Origin of the sequence: Mycetocola saprophilus, from assembly GCF_000718085.1 — a bacterium.
In the GTDB taxonomy this organism is placed as follows: Bacteria; Actinomycetota; Actinomycetes; order Actinomycetales; family Microbacteriaceae; genus Mycetocola; species Mycetocola saprophilus.
The window spans coordinates 68,179-85,120 of record NZ_JOEC01000003.1; the positions used below are offsets into that span (position 1 = coordinate 68,179).

Below are 16,942 nucleotides of genomic sequence, written 5' to 3' on the forward strand. Positions count from 1 at the left end.
TCAACACCGCAGCTCCCCCGCCGAGAATTCTCGGCGGGGGAGCTGCGGTGTTGGGAACTAGTAGTCGCGGCGGGTGGCGTCGTGCACCTCACCCACCAGCTCCTCAAACTCGATTCATCATCGTGAATGTCAAGCATCATGTCCCCCTTTTTGGCGGCTGCAAACAAGTACGTCTTAGCAATACGTTTGAGAATCGAGATTCAACTTGAGGAGACAGCCCGTTGCCAATCACTAATCAATTGCCTGAAACCGAACTAACGGAAATACAATCAGATTCAGACGAATCCGACGATTTCGAAAGTGGCGAGTCAGAGCAATCCTCGCCGCTCGACATAGAGCCCTCAGAACGCAAACTCGTAACTCAACCTTACGATTTAGGCGTAAGAGCAATTCGCGAAGATATTAAAACCGGTCGTATCAGCCTCAACATTGAATACCAACGTAAATATGTATGGGACAACGGAAAAGCGTCGCGCCTAATTGAATCACTCCTGCTAAACGTTCCGATTCCGGTTTGCTATTTCGCAGAAGACGACCAAGGAGTGTATGAGGTTATTGATGGCCTTCAGCGTTTAAAGACAATTCGGAAATTCTTGGATGACGAATTTGCCTTGAACGGAGTTTCCGTCCTCAGCGAACTAAACGGGGCCAAGTTTTCCGATCTTTCACCAAAAGACCAGCGGAGGCTTGAGGGTCGAACTATCCGCTGTATTGTCATCACTGCTGATAGCCACCCGGATATCAAGTTTGATGTGTTCGAACGTCTGAATACTGGGGCAGCCAGTCTTGTGGCCCAAGAACTCAGAAACTCCGTTTACCGCGGACCATACAATTCTTCATTGAAGAATCTCGCGGGAAATGCGGAATTCAAAAGAATTCTCGGTAACTACACAAACAAACGAATGGGACACGAAGAGCTTGTACTCCGTTTCTTTGCGTTGGTAAGCGAGCTAACAGATTACAGGCCCCCGCTCCGACAGTTACTGAATGAACATATGCGGTCGAACATGAAAGCCCCGTGCTCGGACAAAGACCGTAGCCTCTTCATCGATACCTGTGCGACAGTTTTCGATACTTTTGGTGAAACTCCTTTTAAAGCTCCAGGATCTCAGAATCCTGTGAACAAAGCTCTTTTCGATGCAGTTATGGTCTCAGTGGCACATTGCGATCAGGCTGACCTAGTCTCCAAAAAAGAATCCGCGAGTGCAGCACTTGCAGAATTATCCGTCGAAGAGCGGTTTCAAGTTTCAATCGGTCGTGCCACCGCGGATCGTGCTCGAGTTCTATATCGGATCGCAGCGTTTACTGACCGGCTTCAGCAGCTCGGGATTTCAAGTTCCCTACCCGCAGAAGTTGTTGCCGAAGGGCTTAATGGACGTGGCAATTGACACATTTGAAGAAGGTATCTCAGAAGTCCTTCTTCTACAAAAACTAGCCGTCGCAGCTGAAGCCAGAGAAGAGATCACTGCAGCAAACACACTATGTCGCGCTGCAATTGTTCTGATGGTCAGTCATTTTGAAGCCTTTTTAAAGTCGCTCGCACTCGAATTCATCGATTCGATCGGGACTGGTGAACTCGAAGCTCGACGAATTCCATTGGGAGTACGAGAACACCAGACATTACCCAGGTTGAAGGAAGTCATCTCCTCTCAAAACGATCCTCAACGTCAGGCTTTACTTCGGAAATCTCTACTTCCGCTTGCCAATCTTTGGAATGACAATGCAAAGCCGGCGAAAGGGACGCTGGATGCGGATAAATTTGCACGGATCGTAACGAGCGCAAAATCCGACGTGATTGATAATCTATTCAAATGCATGGGAAGCGTAACGGCGGTTTGCGACGGCGAAATTGAAGTTACTGACCATCTGGGCGACATTCATACTGCAAACATTCGGTTCAGTATTCGCGATGTGGTTGATTGCCGAAATGACATAGCCCACGGCACCAAGAGTCGCACTCCCACGCCTGCTGACGTGACAAGATATTTGCTATTTGTCCATCCATTTGCCGAGCGACTTGATCGAAAAGCGGAGCAGTTGAGCTCATCAGTTTTGGCCGATTAGAAATCGTCTTCTCATTGGTAAGACGCAACGCCCCCGCCGAGGATTCTCGGCGGGGGCGCAGATGTGTGGTGGACTAGGTGTCGCGGCGGGTGGCGTCGTGCACCTCACCCACCAGCTCCTCGATGATGTCCTCGAGGAAGAGCACACCGGTGGTCTGCCCCTCGGTGTCGATCGCGCGGGCCAGGTGCGAGCCCGAGCGACGCATCGTCGCCAGGGCGTCCTCCAGGTCCTCGGTTTCGGGCAGCGAGATCAACCGGCGGATCCGACGCAGCGGAATCGGCTGATCCGGGGAGTCCTCGTCCCCACCGGTGTCAAAGCGCAGCACGTCCTTGAGGTGCAGGTAACCGAGGAGGTCGTGTTCCTCCCCCTCGCCCGACCCGGTGATCACGTAGCGCGAGAAGCCCTTCTTGGCGACCGCCCGCTCCAGCTGAGAGGTGGTCACGCCCGCGGGCAGGGTCACCAACTCGGCGGTGGGGATCGCCACATCGGATACCTTCTTACCGGTGAACTCAAACGCCGCAGTCAGCGCGCCCGAGTTATCGGTCAGCACACCCTCGCGGGTGGACTGGGACACGATCGTGGCGACCTCGTCCAGGGTGAAGGTCGAGTTGGCCTCGTTCTTGGGCACCACCCGCATCGCGTGCAGGACCAGGTTCGCGAACCAGTTCAGACCCCAGATGATCGGCTTGAACACGCGGGCGATAAACACCAGCGGCGGGGCCAGGATCAGCACCGCGCGGTCGGGCACCGAGAAGGAGAGGTTCTTGGGAACCATCTCACCAAACACCACGTGCAGGTAGGACACCAGCAGCAGGGTGATGATGAACGCGATCGTGCTCACCACACCATCCGGCAGCCCGGTCAGCGCCAGCGGATACCCCAGCAGGTGGTGAATCGCCGGCTCGGACACGTTCAGGATCAGCAGCGAACACACGGTGATACCCAGCTGGCTGGTGGCCAGCATCAGAGTCGCGTGTTCCATCGCCCAGAGCGCGGTGATCGCGCTGCGCTTGCCCTTTTCGGCCAGCGGCTCGATCTGCGAGCGGCGTGCGGAGATCACCGCAAACTCGGCACCCACGAAGAAGGCGTTTCCCAGCAGCAGCACAAACAGCCAGGCAATTCCGGCCCAGTCACTCATCGCTGCACCTCCTTATTCTTCGGGTCCTCATTCGGGCGGGTGATGGCCTCCGGGATCAGCGTGACGCCGGTGCGCGGGGCGCTGTTTTCGGCGTCGGAGACCGCGGGGGCCGGGGTGTCGGCCGCGCCGGTGGCGGCGGCATCGGATGCCAGGCGCTCGGTGCTGCGGAAGCGAATCCGGTCGATCCGGTGTCCGTCCATCCGCTCGACCCGGAAGGTGCCGTGCTCGGCGGCGTACTCGTCGCCGATCGCCGGGACGCGTCCCAGCATCGCCATCAGGTAACCGGCGACGGTCTCATAGGGGCCCTCTTCGGGCACCAGAATGCCGGTGCGCTCGCGCAGCTCATCGGGGCGCAGGCTGCCCGGGAAGAGCACGCCCTCCACCGAGTTCACCACGCCCGCGCTGGTGCGGTCGTGTTCATCGGATACCTCGCCGACGATTTCCTCGACCAGGTCTTCCAGGGTCGCGACGCCGGCGGTTCCGCCGTACTCGTCTACCACCACGGCCATCTGCAGGCCACGGCCGCGCAGTTCGCCCAGCAGGAAGTCCAGGGGCATCGTCTCGGGGACACGCAGCACGTCGACCTGCAGGGCCGACACCGGAACGTCCGCGCGACGCTCGCGTGGCACGCCCACCGCATGCTTGAGGTGCACGATCCCGACGATGTCATCGATATCGGTGTCGATCACCGGGAAGCGGGAGAATCCGGTCTCGCGGGCGAGGTCCAGGACCGCCTGGGCGGGATCGGTGCGGGACGCGGCGACCACGCGCAGGCGCGGGGTCATCACATCCGAGGCGTCGTGAGCGGAGAAGCGCAGGGTGCGATCCAGCAGCGTCGCGGTGTCCTCCTCCAGGGTTCCCGCCCCCGCCGAACGGCGCAGCAGGCTGGAGAGTTCCTCGGCGGTTCGGGCCCCGGAGAGTTCCTCCTTGGGTTCGATGCCCACCGAACGCAACACGCCGTTGGCGCTTCCGTTCAGGACTTGTACAGCGGGTCGAAAGATTGCGGTGAAGGCGGTCTGGAACGGCACCACGACCTTCGCGGTTGCCAGCGGCAACGCGAGGGCGAAGTTCTTGGGCACCAGTTCGCCGATCACCATCGAGATCAGGGTGGCGATCACGATGGCCACCACGCTCGAGATTGGCCCGATCGCGTCCTCGCTCACGCCCCAACTAATAAAGGGGTCGGCGAGCAGCCGCGAGATTCCGGGCTCCAGGGTGTAACCCGCGAGCAGCGTGGTGAGCGTGATGCCCAGCTGCGCGCTGGAGAGGTGTGTGGAGGTATGGCGCAGCGCGCCAATCGTGCGGGTGAGCTTTTGCTCACCACGGTCGCGCCGGGCCTCAAGATCGGAACGATCGAGGTTCACCAGGGCGAATTCGGAGGCAACGAAGAATCCGGTACCTACCGTCAGCAACAAACCGATGCCCAGCAGCACCCATTCCGACATTTAGATCACCGCCGTGTGAGCGTGTCTATGTCGAAGGTGGCCGGGCATGAGAGATCGAGGAGGGTCATCCATTGTGCCAAATAGCATAACAAACCGCGTCGAAAGCCGCATCAGAAAGTCCACAAAATGTCTGCGTGACAAGACCTGCGACGGATTTCACACCTCACCGGGCCCGAACATTCCTGGAACCTAAAAAAAGGTCTAGGCTTGTGCAGTAGATATGCAGCGTCGCAACCTACGGCGTTGAATTCGCAAATGTCACGGAGAGAGTGGTGGTCTGGCGGTGTCAAGCCAGTTGACCGGAGTCGGAGCCGGGGACGGTTCGTCCGGAGAGTTCGGGGCCAACGAGTGGTTGGTCGAAGAGCTTTACGAGAAATTTTTAGCGGATAAGAACTCGGTGGACGAGTCGTGGTGGCCCACGCTTGAGGCCTTCCACACGAGCCAACAGGCCGGGCAGACCGGGGCGATCGGCGGTGGTGTCCCCGCGACATCGACCCCGTCGACATCGGCCCCCGCGGCATCCACTGAGCCGACCGCCGCGCAGCCGGCGCCCCCGGCTCCCACCACCGGCGCGCAGCCGGTGGCACGCACCACCGCGCATCAGCCCAATGCGAACCCGATCCCCGCGCAGGCCCCGCGTCCGGCAAAGAAGCCCGACGCCGATGCCGCGGCCCCCGCGGTGGAGCCCGCGGAGGATGTGGTCACCCCGCTCAAGGGTCTGGCCAAGACCCTCGCCAAGAACATGGATGCCTCGGTAGCGGTCCCCACCGCCACCAGCGTGCGCACCATTCCGGCGAAGCTGATGATCGACAACCGCATCGTCATCAACAACCACCTGGCCCGCGCTCGCGGTGGCAAGGTGTCCTTCACCCACCTGATCGGCTGGGCGCTGATTCAGGCGATCAAGGAGACCCCGAGCCAGAACGTCTACTACGCCGAGATCGACGGCAAGCCGAGCGTGGTGGCCCCGGCGCACATCAACCTCGGTATCGCGATCGACGTACCCAAGCCCGATGGAACCCGCTCGCTCGTGGTGCCCTCGATCAAGGCCGCCGACATGATGAGCTTCAGCGAGTATCTCTCCGCGTATGAAGACCTCATCAAGCGTGGACGCAATAACAAGCTCACCATGGCCGACTATGCCGGCACCACCATCTCGCTGACCAACCCCGGCGGAATCGGCACCGTGCACTCGGTGCCGCGTCTGATGTCGGGACAGGGCTGCATCATCGGTGCCGGTGCGCTGGACTACCCGGCCGAGTTCCAGGGTTCCAGCCCCAAGACGCTGGTGGACCTGGGCATCGGCAAGACCATCACCCTGACCTCCACCTATGACCACCGCGTCATCCAGGGTGCGGGTTCGGGTGAGTTCCTCAAGCGTGTGCACGAGCTGCTGCTCGGTCAGCGTAACTTCTACGAGGACATCTTCGCCGCCCTGCGCATCCCCTATGACCCCATTCACTGGGCACCGGATATCTCGGTGGATGTCAGCGGCTTCCTGAACAAGACCTCCCGGGTCCAGGAACTCGTCAACGCCTTCCGCGTGCGCGGCCACCTGATGGCCGATGTGGACCCGCTGGAATACGTCCAGCGTCGCCACCCCGACCTCGACATTTCCAGCCACGGCCTCACCTTCTGGGACCTGGACCGCGAGTTTGTCACCGGCGGCCTCGGCGGCACCCAGACCGCCAAGCTGCGCGACATCCTGGGCATCCTGCGCGACTCCTACTGCCGCACCATCGGCCTGGAGTACATGCACATCCAGGACCCGGCCCAGCGTCAGTGGATGCAGGACAAGGTCGAGCGCCCCTACGCCAAGCCGACGCGCGATGAGCAGCTGCGCATCCTCGGCAAGCTCAACGAGGCCGAGGCCTTCGAGACCTTCCTGCAGACCAAGTACGTGGGCCAGAAGCGCTTCAGCCTCGAGGGTGGCGAGTCGGTTATTCCGCTGCTCGATGCCATCCTGCAGGGCGCGGCCGAGGCGAACCTCGACGGCGCGGCTATCGGTATGGCCCACCGTGGACGCCTGAACGTCCTCACCAACATCGCCGGCAAGACCTACGGTCAGATTTTCCGCGAGTTTGAGGGACGCACCAACGAGAACATCTCCGGTTCCGGAGACGTGAAGTACCACCTGGGCACCGAGGGCACCTTCCACGGTGCCGGCGGGGAGCAGCTGCCGGTTTACCTGGCCGCGAACCCCTCGCACCTCGAGGCCGTCAACGGTGTCCTGGAGGGCATCGTGCGCGCCAAGCAGGACCGTCAGCCCATCGGCACGTTCACCACGCTGCCGATCCTGGTGCACGGAGACGCGGCGATGGCCGGACAGGGCGTGGTTCTGGAGACCATGCAGATGTCCCAGCTGCGCGGATACCGCACCGGTGGAACCATCCACGTCATCGTCAACAACCAGGTGGGCTTCACCACCACGCCGGGCGAGGGACGTACCTCGACCTACTCGAGCGATGTGGCCAAGACCATCCAGGCACCGATCTGGCACGTCAACGGGGATGACCCCGAGGCCGTGGTTCGGGTGGCCGAGCTCGCCTTCGAGTTCCGTCAGAAGTTCCACAAGGACGTCGTGATCGACCTGATCTGCTACCGTCGTCGCGGTCACAACGAGGGTGATGACCCCTCGATGACCCAGCCGCTGATGTACAACCTGATCGAGGCCAAGCGCAGCGTTCGTAAGCTCTACACCGAGGGCCTGGTTGGCCGTGGGGACATCACCCAGGAGGAGTACGAGGCCGCCCACCGCGACTTCCAGGACCGCCTGGAACGCGCGTTCATGGAGACCCATGCGGCGCAGACCTCCTCCAACGTGCTGGTGCTGCCTGCCGCGGAGGGTGAGGACGACGGCTACACCGGCGAGCCCGCCTCGACCGGTGTCAGCGAGGCGCTGGTCCACCAGATCGGCGACGCGTTCAACAACAAGCCCGAGGGCTTCACCGTGCACCCCAAGCTGCAGCAGCTGCTGCAGAAGCGCCTGGACATGAGCCGCAACGGCAGCGTGGACTGGGGCTTCGGCGAGCTGCTCGCCCTGGGTTCGCTGCTCATGGAGGGCACCCCGGTGCGCATGAGTGGTCAGGACAGCCGCCGCGGCACCTTCGTGCAGCGTCACGCGGTCCTGCACGACCGGGTGAGCGGCCAGGAGTGGCTGCCGCTGGCGAACCTCTCCGAGTCGCAGGCTCGATTCTGGATCTACGACTCGCTGCTCAGCGAGTACGCGGTCATGGGCTTCGAGTACGGCTACTCGGTCGAGCGTCCCGACGCCCTGGTGCTGTGGGAGGCACAGTTTGGTGACTTCGCCAACGGTGCGCAGACCATCATCGACGAGTTCATCTCCTCGGCCGAGCAGAAGTGGGGCCAGCGCTCGAGCGTTGTGCTGCTGCTGCCGCACGGTTTCGAGGGTCAGGGCCCGGACCACTCCTCCGCCCGGATCGAGCGCTTCCTGCAGCTCGCCGCCGAGAACAACATGACCGTGGCCCGTCCGTCGACCCCGGCCAGCTACTTCCACCTGCTGCGCCGTCAGGCCTACGCACGTCCGCGTCGTCCGCTGGTGGTCTTCACCCCGAAGGCCATGCTGCGTCTGCGCGGAGCGACCAGCGAGATCGGCGACTTCACCTCGGGCAAGTTCGAGCCGGTTATCGACGACGCACGGATCACCGATCCCGCCGCCGTCACCCGGGTCCTGCTGCACGCCGGCAAGATTCACTGGGATCTGGCCGCCGAGCTGGCCAAGAACCCGGACGAGAAGATCGCCCTGGTTCGCCTGGAGCAGTACTACCCGCTGCCCGGCCACGAGCTGACCGCGGTCGCCGAGCGCTACCCCAACGCCGAGCTGGTCTGGGTGCAGGATGAGCCGGAGAACCAGGGTGCGTGGCCGTTCATCGCCCTGGAGACCCGCAAGCTGCTGCCCGAGCGTCGCGTTCGCGTGATCTCGCGTCGCGCCTCGGCCTCCCCCGCCACCGGGTCGGCCAAGCGTCACGCCGCCGAGCAGACGGCAATCATCACCCGCGCACTCGAGCAGTAGGCTCGCGCACACTCACGGTCCGTCGGTTTCCGGCGGGCCGTTTGTGTTGCACGGTTTGTGTTGTGCCGTGCGGAATTGAGGGGCTGCGTGTGAACGTCGCGGCCTGCGGCATTCTGCATCGACGAATGAGGGCGCATGGCGGTGAGCGGCGGCACATCTCGGTGAACGACGGAGCGCGGTCGTGGCGAGCGGTGCCCGCGGCTAGGCTGGGCGCATGCATGTGATCGAACGTGGTGCGGGCACCCCGCTGATTCTGCTGCACGGATTCGGGGTGGATCACCGCAGCCTGCTGCCGCTGGACGCGGTATTTGAGCGGGCGGGAGGATGGCGTCGCCTCTACCTGGATCTACCCGGCACCGCCGACACCCCGGTGGGCGAGGTGCACAGCACCGCGGACATGGTGGACGCCGTGGCCGCCGAGATCACCGCGCTGGTCGGTTCCGAGCCATTTGCGCTGCTGGGGTACTCGTTTGGCGGGATGATCGCCCGCGCGATCGCGCACCGCTTCCGCGATCGGGTGATCGGCCTGGCCACGGTGGTGGGCGTGGTGGTCTCCCGACATGAGGTGCGCAACGTGCCCGAACCCATGGTTCTCCATCGCGATCCCGAAGCTCTCGCCCTCGCCGGGGATGCGGCCTCCGCCTACGCCGAGCTGGCGGTGGTGCAGAGCCCCGAAAACGTGCGCGCCTTCCTCGAGCACGTCCAGCCGGGCCTCGCCTCGGTCGATCCGATCGGCCTGGGGCGAATCGCCGCCCGCTACACCCTGCCGATCGAGCCCGAGGCTGCCTCCCCCGAGCCCTGGACGCGGCCGGCGCTGTTCCTCACCGCCCGGCAGGACAACGTGGTGGGCTACCGGGACACCTGGGCAACCCTCGACCACTATCCCCGCGCGACCTTCGTCGCCCTGGACGCCGCGGGCCACAACGTCCACATCGACCGGCCGGAGGTCACCGCGGCCCTGCTCGGCGACTGGGCGGCACGGGTGCGCGCCGAGCGCTAGTGAGACATTAAGGACAGAGGCACGGCTGCCCACCTGTGCGATTGCTGAACTTCCAAGGCGGTGCTTGTCGGGGCGCGATGGGCGGCGTAGCGTGCCCTCAACGGTCACTCACTAGGAATCGGGGGATTCTCTCATGACCATTCACCTCCCTTCTCTCCACCCAGGTCTGGGTCCTCGGCGATGAGGGAAACGAGCTGGCGCTCGATCGATGCACCGCCCGAGATCCCCGCGCCTCCGCGCCCTCCGGGTTCGATCACCGCTGGTTTTCTCACCGGGCTCGGCGGTCTCCTCGGTTTCCGCAGTCCCATCCTGCCGACCGTGGTGTACGCGCTCATCATGCTCTCGAGCACCCTGGTCTCGCTGTGGCTGACCGGTAACGGCGTCCCGGGCATTCCGATCGGTCTGGTGCTCGCCTGGGGATTCCTGGCGCTGTACCCGCGCATCAGAAAACGGGATCAGGCGCTCATCGACCGCCGAGACCGCGAACGAGAACAAACCGACCGATTGGACCGAGACGCGGTCGATCCGGTGCCTCCCTCCGCCCCCTAACCACCAAATAGCAGCAACGCGCCGGACCCCGCATCGGGTCCGGCGCGTTCTTGTATGTGGAGAGAGGTGAGGCTAGCCGGCGACGGGCACGGCCACGAGGGCGCGGGCGCTACTGGCCGCCCCCAGCGCGACCGCGTGTGAGCCCAGCTCGGCGCGGCTGATCACCAGGGTGCGGCCGCTGACCGGCGGGTGCTCGGCGAGGTAGGTGCGGATGCCCGGTTCGATCAGGTCCCAGGCGCCGCTCACCCCGCCGCCCACGACGAGGTGACCGAGATCGAGGGTGGCCGCCAGGGTGACCGCGGCCTGGCCGATCATCAGCCCGGCCTCGGCAAACACGTTGGCTGCCGCGCCATCGCCCGCACGGGCACGGGCGGCCAGGGCCGCACCGTCGCCCTCCGGCAGATCCGCGGCGCTCTGGCCGGCCCGGGCTCGGTAGCGGCGCTCGATCGAGCGTCCCGAGGCGATGGATTCCAGGTGCGCCGACTGCCCACACGTGCACGGCTCCTCACCGTGCCCGGGCACCACGTAGCTCGGGCTGTGCCCCAGCTCACCGGCGGCGCCCTCGGGGCCCTCCCAGAGCGCCCCGTCGAGGTAGATCGCGCCACCCACGCCGGTGCCCAGGGTGATCCCGGCCACGTTAGTGAGCCCGCGAGCGGCCCCGAAGGACAGCTCGCCCAGCAGGAACGCGTTCACGTCGTTGACCAGCGAGTTGGGGATGCCCAGCTCGCGGTCCAGGTGCGCGCCCACGCTGTAGCCCGCCCAGCCCACAAACGAGGCGCTGGCCGCCACGATGCGTCGGGTCTGAGGATCCACAACCCCGGCCGCACCGATGCCCACCGACACCGGGGACAACCCGGTTTCGGCGCTCAGCTCGGCAATCAGATCCACCGCGAGCTGCACCATCGCCTCGCCGCTCACCAGCGCGGGGGTAGCCCCGCCACGCTCGGCAACCACGCGGCCGTGCTCATCCACAAAAACCACCAGGGTGGAGGTGCCGCCAATGTCGACACCCGCAACCACGTTCTCCCCCGAGGCGGTTAGAGCAGCGCTCACGCGACGCTCTCGGCGAGAATCGCGCGGGCCGCTCGGCGACGCGCCTGCTCGACCGGATCCGGCGAGGGTGCCGAGGCCAGCAGTCGTTTGCTGTACTCATGCTGCGGCCGGACCAGAACCTCGGAGCTCAGGCCCTCCTCAACGATGCCGCCGCGATACATCACCGCCACGCGGTGCGCGATATCGTGCACTACCGCGAGGTCGTGGCTGATGAACAGGCACGCAAAACCGTAGCGCTCCTGAAGTTCACGCAGCACCGCGAGCACGCTCGCCTGGACCGAAACGTCCAGGGCCGAGGTCGGCTCATCGGCGATGATCAGTCCCGGTTCAAGCGCGATCGAACGCGCCAGGCCCACCCGCTGCCGCTGTCCACCGGAGAGCTCATGCGGATATCGGTCGGCGAAGTCCGTGGGCAGCTCGACCGCATCCAGCAGCTCGGCCACACGCTTGCGACGCAGGGCCGAGGAGGCCCGCTTACCCTGCCAGCCGTGCACCACGAGGGGTTCGGCGATGCAGTCGGCGATGGTCATCCGCGGATCCAGCGAGGAACCCGGATCCTGGAAGATCACCCCCACCCGGGCACGGGCCGCACGCTCGCGGCGGTTGAGCAGCGCGCGGTCGCGGACCGGCTGCCCGAAAATGTTGACGTGTCCGCCGGCCAGCGGGGCAAGGCCCAGGGCCGCGCGACCCAGGGTCGACTTGCCCGAACCCGACTCCCCCACCAGGCCGACGATCTCGCCGCGGGCGATGGTCAGGCTCACGGCGTCCAGCGCGGTGAAGGTGGCACCCTTGCGGGTGTACTGCACGGTGGCTTCCACCAGTTCCAGGGCCGCCTCGGTCCCGCTCTCGCGGGCAAATTCGGCCTCGGTTACCGGCGTTGCGCCATCGTGGCGCACGGACGTCTGGCCGAGCGCGGCTTCGGACCCTGGGCCCGGCGTTGCCCCGTCCACGGCGGGCTCACTGACCACACCATCAATCTGAACGATCTGCCCAGGCACGCCCTCGGCGATCCCGGCGATCTCGCTCCAGGCAGCCTCGGGCAGCTTGGGCACGGCATCCAGCAGGCGACGCGAGTAGTCGGCCTCGGGGGCCAGCAGCACACGCTCGGCCGGGCCCTCCTCGACCAGGTTGCCGCGGAACATCACGGCGACCCGGTCGGCCACATCCGCCACCACACCCATGTTGTGGGTAACCAGCAGGAACGCGGTGTTGGACTCGGCGGCCAGTCCGCGAATCAGGTCGAGGATTTCGGCCTGCACGGTCACATCCAGCGCGGTCGTGGGCTCGTCGGCGATGATGATTCGCGGATTGCAGGCCAGCGCGATCGCGATGACCACGCGCTGGCGCTGTCCACCCGAAAGCTCATGCGGGAAGCCCTTGGCGCGGCGCTCGGGCTCGGGAATACCGACCCGGCCCAGCAGCTCAACCGCGCGCTCCCACGCCTGATCCTTGGGACACATGTCGTGGTTCAGCAGCACCTCGGTGATCTGCTCGCCGATACGCATGGTGGGGTTCAGGGCCGTCATCGGCTCCTGGAACACCATCGCGATGTCCTTCCCGCGGACCCCGTTCATCTTGGCCTCGCTGAGCGTGGCCAGGTCGTTGCCGGCGAAGCGGATGGTGCCGCCCACCTTGGCGGTGCCGGGCAGCAGGCGCAGCACGGCCATCGAGGTGACCGACTTGCCCGAGCCCGACTCGCCCACCAGGGCCAGCACCTCGCCCGGATAGAGGTTCAGCGAGATGCCCTTCACCGCGGGGATCACACCGTTATCGGTGTGGAAGTCGACGGTGAGGTCGGTGATTTCCAGCACGGGCTCGCGTGCGGTGGTGGTTTCGGAACTCACTTGAGTCGTCCCTTCACGTCGAAGTAGTCGCGCAGGCCGTCACCGATGCAGTTGAACGCAACCACAACCAGGACGATGCAGAATCCGGCGGGCAGGATCAGCCACCAGGCGCCGCCGTAGGTGTAGGAAATACCGCTGGTGAGCATCGCACCCCAGTCGGTCGCGGGCTTTTGCACACCCATGCCCAGGAAGGAGATGTAGGCAACCAGCAGGATCGCATCGGCCACCTGGAAGGTCGCATTGACGATGATGGTGCCCACCGAGTTGGGGATGATGTGGCGGGAGATCGCGCGGGAGTGGGTGCCACCCATCGCGCGGATCGCGAGCACATACTCGCGGGACTTCAGCGAGATCGACTCGGCCCGCACCAGACGGGCGGGTACCAGCCAGGAGACCAGGCCGATGACCAGGATCATCAGCGGGACACTCGGCCGGGCGATGGTCGAGATGATCAGCAGCAGGAAGGTCGCGGGGATCGCGATACCGGCGTCGACGATCCGCATCATGACCGAGTCGACCCAGCCGCCGACGTATCCGGCGATGGCACCCCAGAAGGAACCGATCAGGGTGGCCAGCACACCGGCGGCCAGACCGATGATGATCGAGGTCTGACCGGCGATCATCAGCCGGCCCAGCACGTCATATCCCACGTCATCGGTGCCGAGCAGGTGACCCCGCTCACCGGGACGCAGCGAGGCCTCGGAGAGGTTCGTGTGCACCTGGTCGGTCTGATAGAACAGCGGACCGAGGAAGCAGAAGATCAGGAACAGCACCAGGACGATCAGCCCAAAGACGGCCAACCGGTTCGAGGTAAAGCGGGCGAGGGCCCGGCGTCCGGGCTTCGCGGTGCGCGGCTGCGGCGCGGGGGTCGCGGCCGGGGTTGCGGTGACGTCGCTCATGCGAGTTCCCCTCTGGTTCGTGGGTCAAGCAGTGCCTGGATGAGGTCGGCGAGCAGCGAGCCCACCACGGTGGCGATCGCGATGATCAGCACACAACCCAGCAGCACGGGGTAGTCCGAGGTCTGGGCGGCGGTCCAGAACAGCAGGCCCATTCCCGGATAGTTGAAGAGGGATTCGACCACGATCATGCCACCGAACATCACCGGCAGGTAGTAGCCGAGCATCGCGATGACCGGGGTCAGCGAGTTGCGGACCACGTGCCGGGTCACCACCACGGTGACCGAGGTGCCCTTGGCGCGGGCGGTGCGGACGTAGTCCTCGGAGAGGTTGTCGATCGTGGCCGAGCGCATGTAGCGCGAGAAGGTCGCGATGATACCGAGCGCCATGGTCAGCACCGGCAGCACGAGTCCCGCCGGGTTGGCGAGCACCTCGCCGACGGTCGAGCCCTGCGGGGCCTGGGCCGGGAACCAGCGCAGCCACTGGCTGAACACGATCACCAGGATCAGGCCCAGGAAGAAGGAGGGCGTGGAGTAGATCACAAAGTTCCACGCGGTGAGGGCCACATCGCCGATCTTGCCGCGGCGGGTGGCCTGGTAGATCCCCATCGGGATGGCCACGATCAGCGCGACGATCATGCCGATCAGGGCGAGGGCCATGGTCTTGGGCAGGCGCTGACCGATCGCCACCGATACCGGCTTATTCAGGGTGAACGAGGCCCCCAGATCCCCGTGCAGGAGCTGCCACAGGAAGTTCAGGTACTGCTGCCACAGGGGCAGATCGAAACCGTTTTTGTGATTGAAGGCGTCGATCTGCTCCTGTGTGGCCTGCATACCCAGGACCCCGAGTGCGGGGCCCTGGGGCAGCGCCAGGTGTAACAGTGAAAACACGATGAGCGTGACGATCAGAATCACGATCACGGATTGGAATATCCGTCGCGCGAGGAACGTACCGATGTTTCCCCGTGGTCGCTTGGTTTTTGTCAGTGTGCTCATGGTGCTTCCGTTAGAGGGGTGTTATCCGATTACTTCCAGGACCAACGCTGCGGGTAGAACGAGGCTCCCGGGTCCTGCTGTCCGCCGATGTCCAGGCCCTTCTTGATGACCGAGACCTGGTATACCGGGTTCGGCATCCACATCACGGGCAGGTCCTTGGCCAGCAGCGCCGAGTACTTCTTGGCGATGTCCTTGTCGGTCGAGAAGGTCAGATCGGTGATCAGCTGCTCGGCCTCGGGGTTGTCGTACTGCCCGGCGTTCCACTTGGTGTCCTTGGCGAACACGCGCTCACCGTTGGGGTAGGCGGAGAAGTACCAGCTGCCGGCGGTGCCGAAGAAGACCAGCTCCCACTTGCAGTCGCCACCGGTCTTGCAGCTCTGAGCCTCGGTGAGGACCGAGTCCAGCGGGATCGCGTCGATGGTCATGTTCACGCCGACCTTCTGCAGCGAGGACTTGATCTCGGCCATCATGTTGTCGGTCTCCTGCGAGCCGTTCTGAGTGGTGACCACGATGTTCATGGCCTGGCCGGCGGCGATTCCGTCACCACACTGGTCGGCGCCGGAACCGGCGTTTTCACAGGTGAGGACGCCCTGGGCGTTCTTCTTCCAGCCGTGGTCGGTGAAGAGCTTCTCCGAGGCCTTGAGGTCGAACGGGTACGGGTTGTTCTTCTGCTCGTCGGACAGGTAATCGGTCGCGGGGTCCTGCGGGATCGGGCCGTAACCCGGGGTCGCGGCACCCTTCCAGATGACATCCGAGATCGACTTCTGGTCGATCGCGTGCTGCAGAGCCTGACGCACGTAGAGCTGCTTGTAGACCGGGCCCATGGTGGGGTTGGCGAAGTTGTACGGCATGTAGGTGATCGACCAGCCCTTCCAGGGGTCAATCTTGTATCCGAGGTTCTCGAACTGAGCCTTGGAACTCAGCTGAGCCGAGGTGATGTAGCCGTAGTCCAGATCTCCCGAGCGCACCACGTTCATCTCGGCGTCGGCCGAGGTGAAGGGCATGAAGGTCACGTTCTTGATCTTGGCCTTGTCCACGCCGGTGTACTTCTCGTTGGCGGTCAGCTCAACCTGTCCGGCATCGGTCCACTTGGCCACGGTGTAGGGGCCCGAGACGGTCTTCCACAGCGGGTTGGTGGCGTAGGTGGACATGTCCTCGGCCTGCTTGAACAGGTAGTCGAGGACCTTCTGGGCACCGGCCTCGTCGCGGTCCAGGTCGCCCACGGCCTCGCCGTCGGCCGACTTGTCCCAGACGTGCTGAGGCATCGGGTAGATCAGGGTCAGCTGGTTGGCCAGCAGGAAGTCCTGGTTGTACACCTTGTCGAAGGTCAGGGTGAAGTTCTTGTCGTCATTGATCTCGAACTTCGTGACGTTATCGGGCATGTTGCCCTTGGAGTAGCCACCGATCTTGGTGTTGTTGTAGCGGGCCAGGTTGTACCAGAACTCCACGTCGCGGGAGGTGACGGGCTTGCCGTCGCTCCAGTCGAGGTCGTTCAGGGTGATCTTGACCGAGGTGCCATCGGCTGAGAACTCGTAGGACTTGGCGGCCGAAGCCTTCTTGTCCCAGTCCATCGCGCCGCCGGTGCCGTCGTATTCGAACAGCGGAACCCACATGGTGGACTTCAGGGCCTTGTTGTGGGTGGCCATCTTGTCCGGCGGGGACATCGGCAGCAGCCAGTTGGGGCCGGTGCCCGCGGGCAGGGCGTAGGTCACGTTGTCCTTGTTCGAGGCCCCGCTGTCGCCGCCATTGTCGGCACCGCCGGCACAACCGGCGAGGATCAGTGTTGCCGCGGCCGCGGCGGCCACGGTGGCCACCCAGCGACGGGTCGATAATGTACGCATCAAACCTCCTTGTTTTGGCATTGCCAAATTTACTCAAAAGTTGCTTCGAAAATTGGCGTAAGTAAACTGTTACACGAATTAAGC

General features: G+C 64.1%; 12 protein-coding genes. 5 read left to right on the forward strand and 7 right to left on the reverse strand.

From position 1 onward, the window contains the following. Nucleotides 1-221 precede the first annotated feature (221 nt). Together IE92_RS17925 and IE92_RS18420 are read left to right on the forward strand one after the other, a co-directional pair. A complete protein-coding gene (locus IE92_RS17925; protein ID WP_081864122.1) occupies nucleotides 222-1,388 on the forward strand; it encodes a DUF262 domain-containing protein in 1,167 nt (388 codons plus the stop codon). Continuing rightward, nucleotides 1,378-2,064 carry an MAE_28990/MAE_18760 family HEPN-like nuclease gene (locus IE92_RS18420; protein WP_156027551.1) on the forward strand — a complete coding sequence of 229 codons (687 nt, stop codon included), beginning with the start codon at nucleotides 1,378-1,380 and terminating at the stop codon, nucleotides 2,062-2,064. Before IE92_RS17925 ends, IE92_RS18420 begins: the two co-directional genes overlap by 11 nt. 73 nt (nucleotides 2,065-2,137) lie before the next feature. Here the strand turns inward: IE92_RS18420 and IE92_RS0112835 are convergent, their stop codons facing one another. Together IE92_RS0112835 and IE92_RS0112840 are read right to left on the reverse strand one after the other, a co-directional pair. Beyond that, entirely contained in the window at nucleotides 2,138-3,202 is a 1,065-nt protein-coding gene (locus tag IE92_RS0112835) for a hemolysin family protein (RefSeq protein WP_030148904.1), read from the reverse strand. Beyond that, a complete protein-coding gene (locus IE92_RS0112840) occupies nucleotides 3,199-4,647 on the reverse strand; it encodes a hemolysin family protein (RefSeq protein WP_081864123.1) in 1,449 nt (482 codons plus the stop codon). Before IE92_RS0112840 ends, IE92_RS0112835 begins: the two co-directional genes overlap by 4 nt. Before the next feature lie 283 nt (nucleotides 4,648-4,930). On the opposite strand from IE92_RS0112840, the gene IE92_RS0112845 reads away from it, so the two are divergent. The 3 genes from IE92_RS0112845 to IE92_RS0112855 all read left to right on the forward strand — a co-directional run bounded on the left by IE92_RS0112845 (nucleotide 4,931) and on the right by IE92_RS0112855 (nucleotide 10,229). Continuing rightward, on the forward strand, nucleotides 4,931-8,680 hold the full coding sequence (locus IE92_RS0112845; protein WP_030148906.1) for a multifunctional oxoglutarate decarboxylase/oxoglutarate dehydrogenase thiamine pyrophosphate-binding subunit/dihydrolipoyllysine-residue succinyltransferase subunit: 3,750 nt from the start codon (nucleotides 4,931-4,933) through the stop codon (nucleotides 8,678-8,680). Between the two features lie 214 nt (nucleotides 8,681-8,894). After that, the gene (locus IE92_RS0112850) at nucleotides 8,895-9,680 is read left to right on the forward strand and encodes an alpha/beta fold hydrolase (protein ID WP_030148907.1); all 786 of its coding nucleotides are present in this window, start codon (nucleotides 8,895-8,897) and stop codon (nucleotides 9,678-9,680) included. A 180-nt stretch (nucleotides 9,681-9,860) separates the two neighbouring features. After that, complete coding sequence (locus IE92_RS0112855) at nucleotides 9,861-10,229, forward strand: hypothetical protein (RefSeq protein ID WP_030148908.1); 369 nt, start codon at nucleotides 9,861-9,863, stop codon at nucleotides 10,227-10,229. A 72-nt stretch (nucleotides 10,230-10,301) separates the two neighbouring features. Here the strand turns inward: IE92_RS0112855 and IE92_RS0112860 are convergent, their stop codons facing one another. From IE92_RS0112860 to IE92_RS0112880, 5 genes are read right to left on the reverse strand one after another with little or no spacing between them, the layout of a single operon-like run. Continuing rightward, nucleotides 10,302-11,282, reverse strand: coding sequence for an ROK family protein (locus IE92_RS0112860; protein WP_211250795.1), 981 nt, complete (start codon nucleotides 11,280-11,282; stop codon nucleotides 10,302-10,304). Further along, nucleotides 11,279-13,126, reverse strand: a complete 1,848-nt coding sequence (locus IE92_RS19060; protein WP_030148910.1) for a dipeptide ABC transporter ATP-binding protein — start codon at nucleotides 13,124-13,126, stop codon at nucleotides 11,279-11,281. Before IE92_RS19060 ends, IE92_RS0112860 begins: the two co-directional genes overlap by 4 nt. Then, the gene (locus IE92_RS0112870; protein WP_030148911.1) at nucleotides 13,123-14,025 is read right to left on the reverse strand and encodes an ABC transporter permease; all 903 of its coding nucleotides are present in this window, start codon (nucleotides 14,023-14,025) and stop codon (nucleotides 13,123-13,125) included. Before IE92_RS0112870 ends, IE92_RS19060 begins: the two co-directional genes overlap by 4 nt. Then, nucleotides 14,022-15,017, reverse strand: coding sequence for an ABC transporter permease (locus IE92_RS0112875; RefSeq protein WP_051701935.1), 996 nt, complete (start codon nucleotides 15,015-15,017; stop codon nucleotides 14,022-14,024). Before IE92_RS0112875 ends, IE92_RS0112870 begins: the two co-directional genes overlap by 4 nt. A 29-nt stretch (nucleotides 15,018-15,046) precedes the next feature. After that, nucleotides 15,047-16,858 carry a peptide ABC transporter substrate-binding protein gene (locus IE92_RS0112880; RefSeq protein WP_030148913.1) on the reverse strand — a complete coding sequence of 604 codons (1,812 nt, stop codon included), beginning with the start codon at nucleotides 16,856-16,858 and terminating at the stop codon, nucleotides 15,047-15,049. Nucleotides 16,859-16,942 lie beyond the last annotated feature (84 nt).

Excerpts from the sequence above, each read along its gene's own strand:
- IE92_RS0112835 (WP_030148904.1), bottom strand. The coding sequence starts at position 3,202 with ATGAGTGACTGGGCCGGAATTGCCTGGCTGTTTGTGCTGCTGCTGGGA.
- IE92_RS0112840 (WP_081864123.1), bottom strand. The coding sequence starts at position 4,647 with ATGTCGGAATGGGTGCTGCTGGGCATCGGTTTGTTGCTGACGGTAGGT.
- IE92_RS0112850 (WP_030148907.1), top strand. The coding sequence starts at position 8,895 with ATGCATGTGATCGAACGTGGTGCGGGCACCCCGCTGATTCTGCTGCAC.
- IE92_RS0112855 (WP_030148908.1), top strand. The coding sequence starts at position 9,861 with ATGAGGGAAACGAGCTGGCGCTCGATCGATGCACCGCCCGAGATCCCC.
- IE92_RS0112870 (WP_030148911.1), bottom strand. The coding sequence starts at position 14,025 with ATGAGCGACGTCACCGCAACCCCGGCCGCGACCCCCGCGCCGCAGCCG.
- IE92_RS0112875 (WP_051701935.1), bottom strand. The coding sequence starts at position 15,017 with ATGAGCACACTGACAAAAACCAAGCGACCACGGGGAAACATCGGTACG.
- IE92_RS0112880 (WP_030148913.1), bottom strand. The coding sequence starts at position 16,858 with ATGCGTACATTATCGACCCGTCGCTGGGTGGCCACCGTGGCCGCCGCG.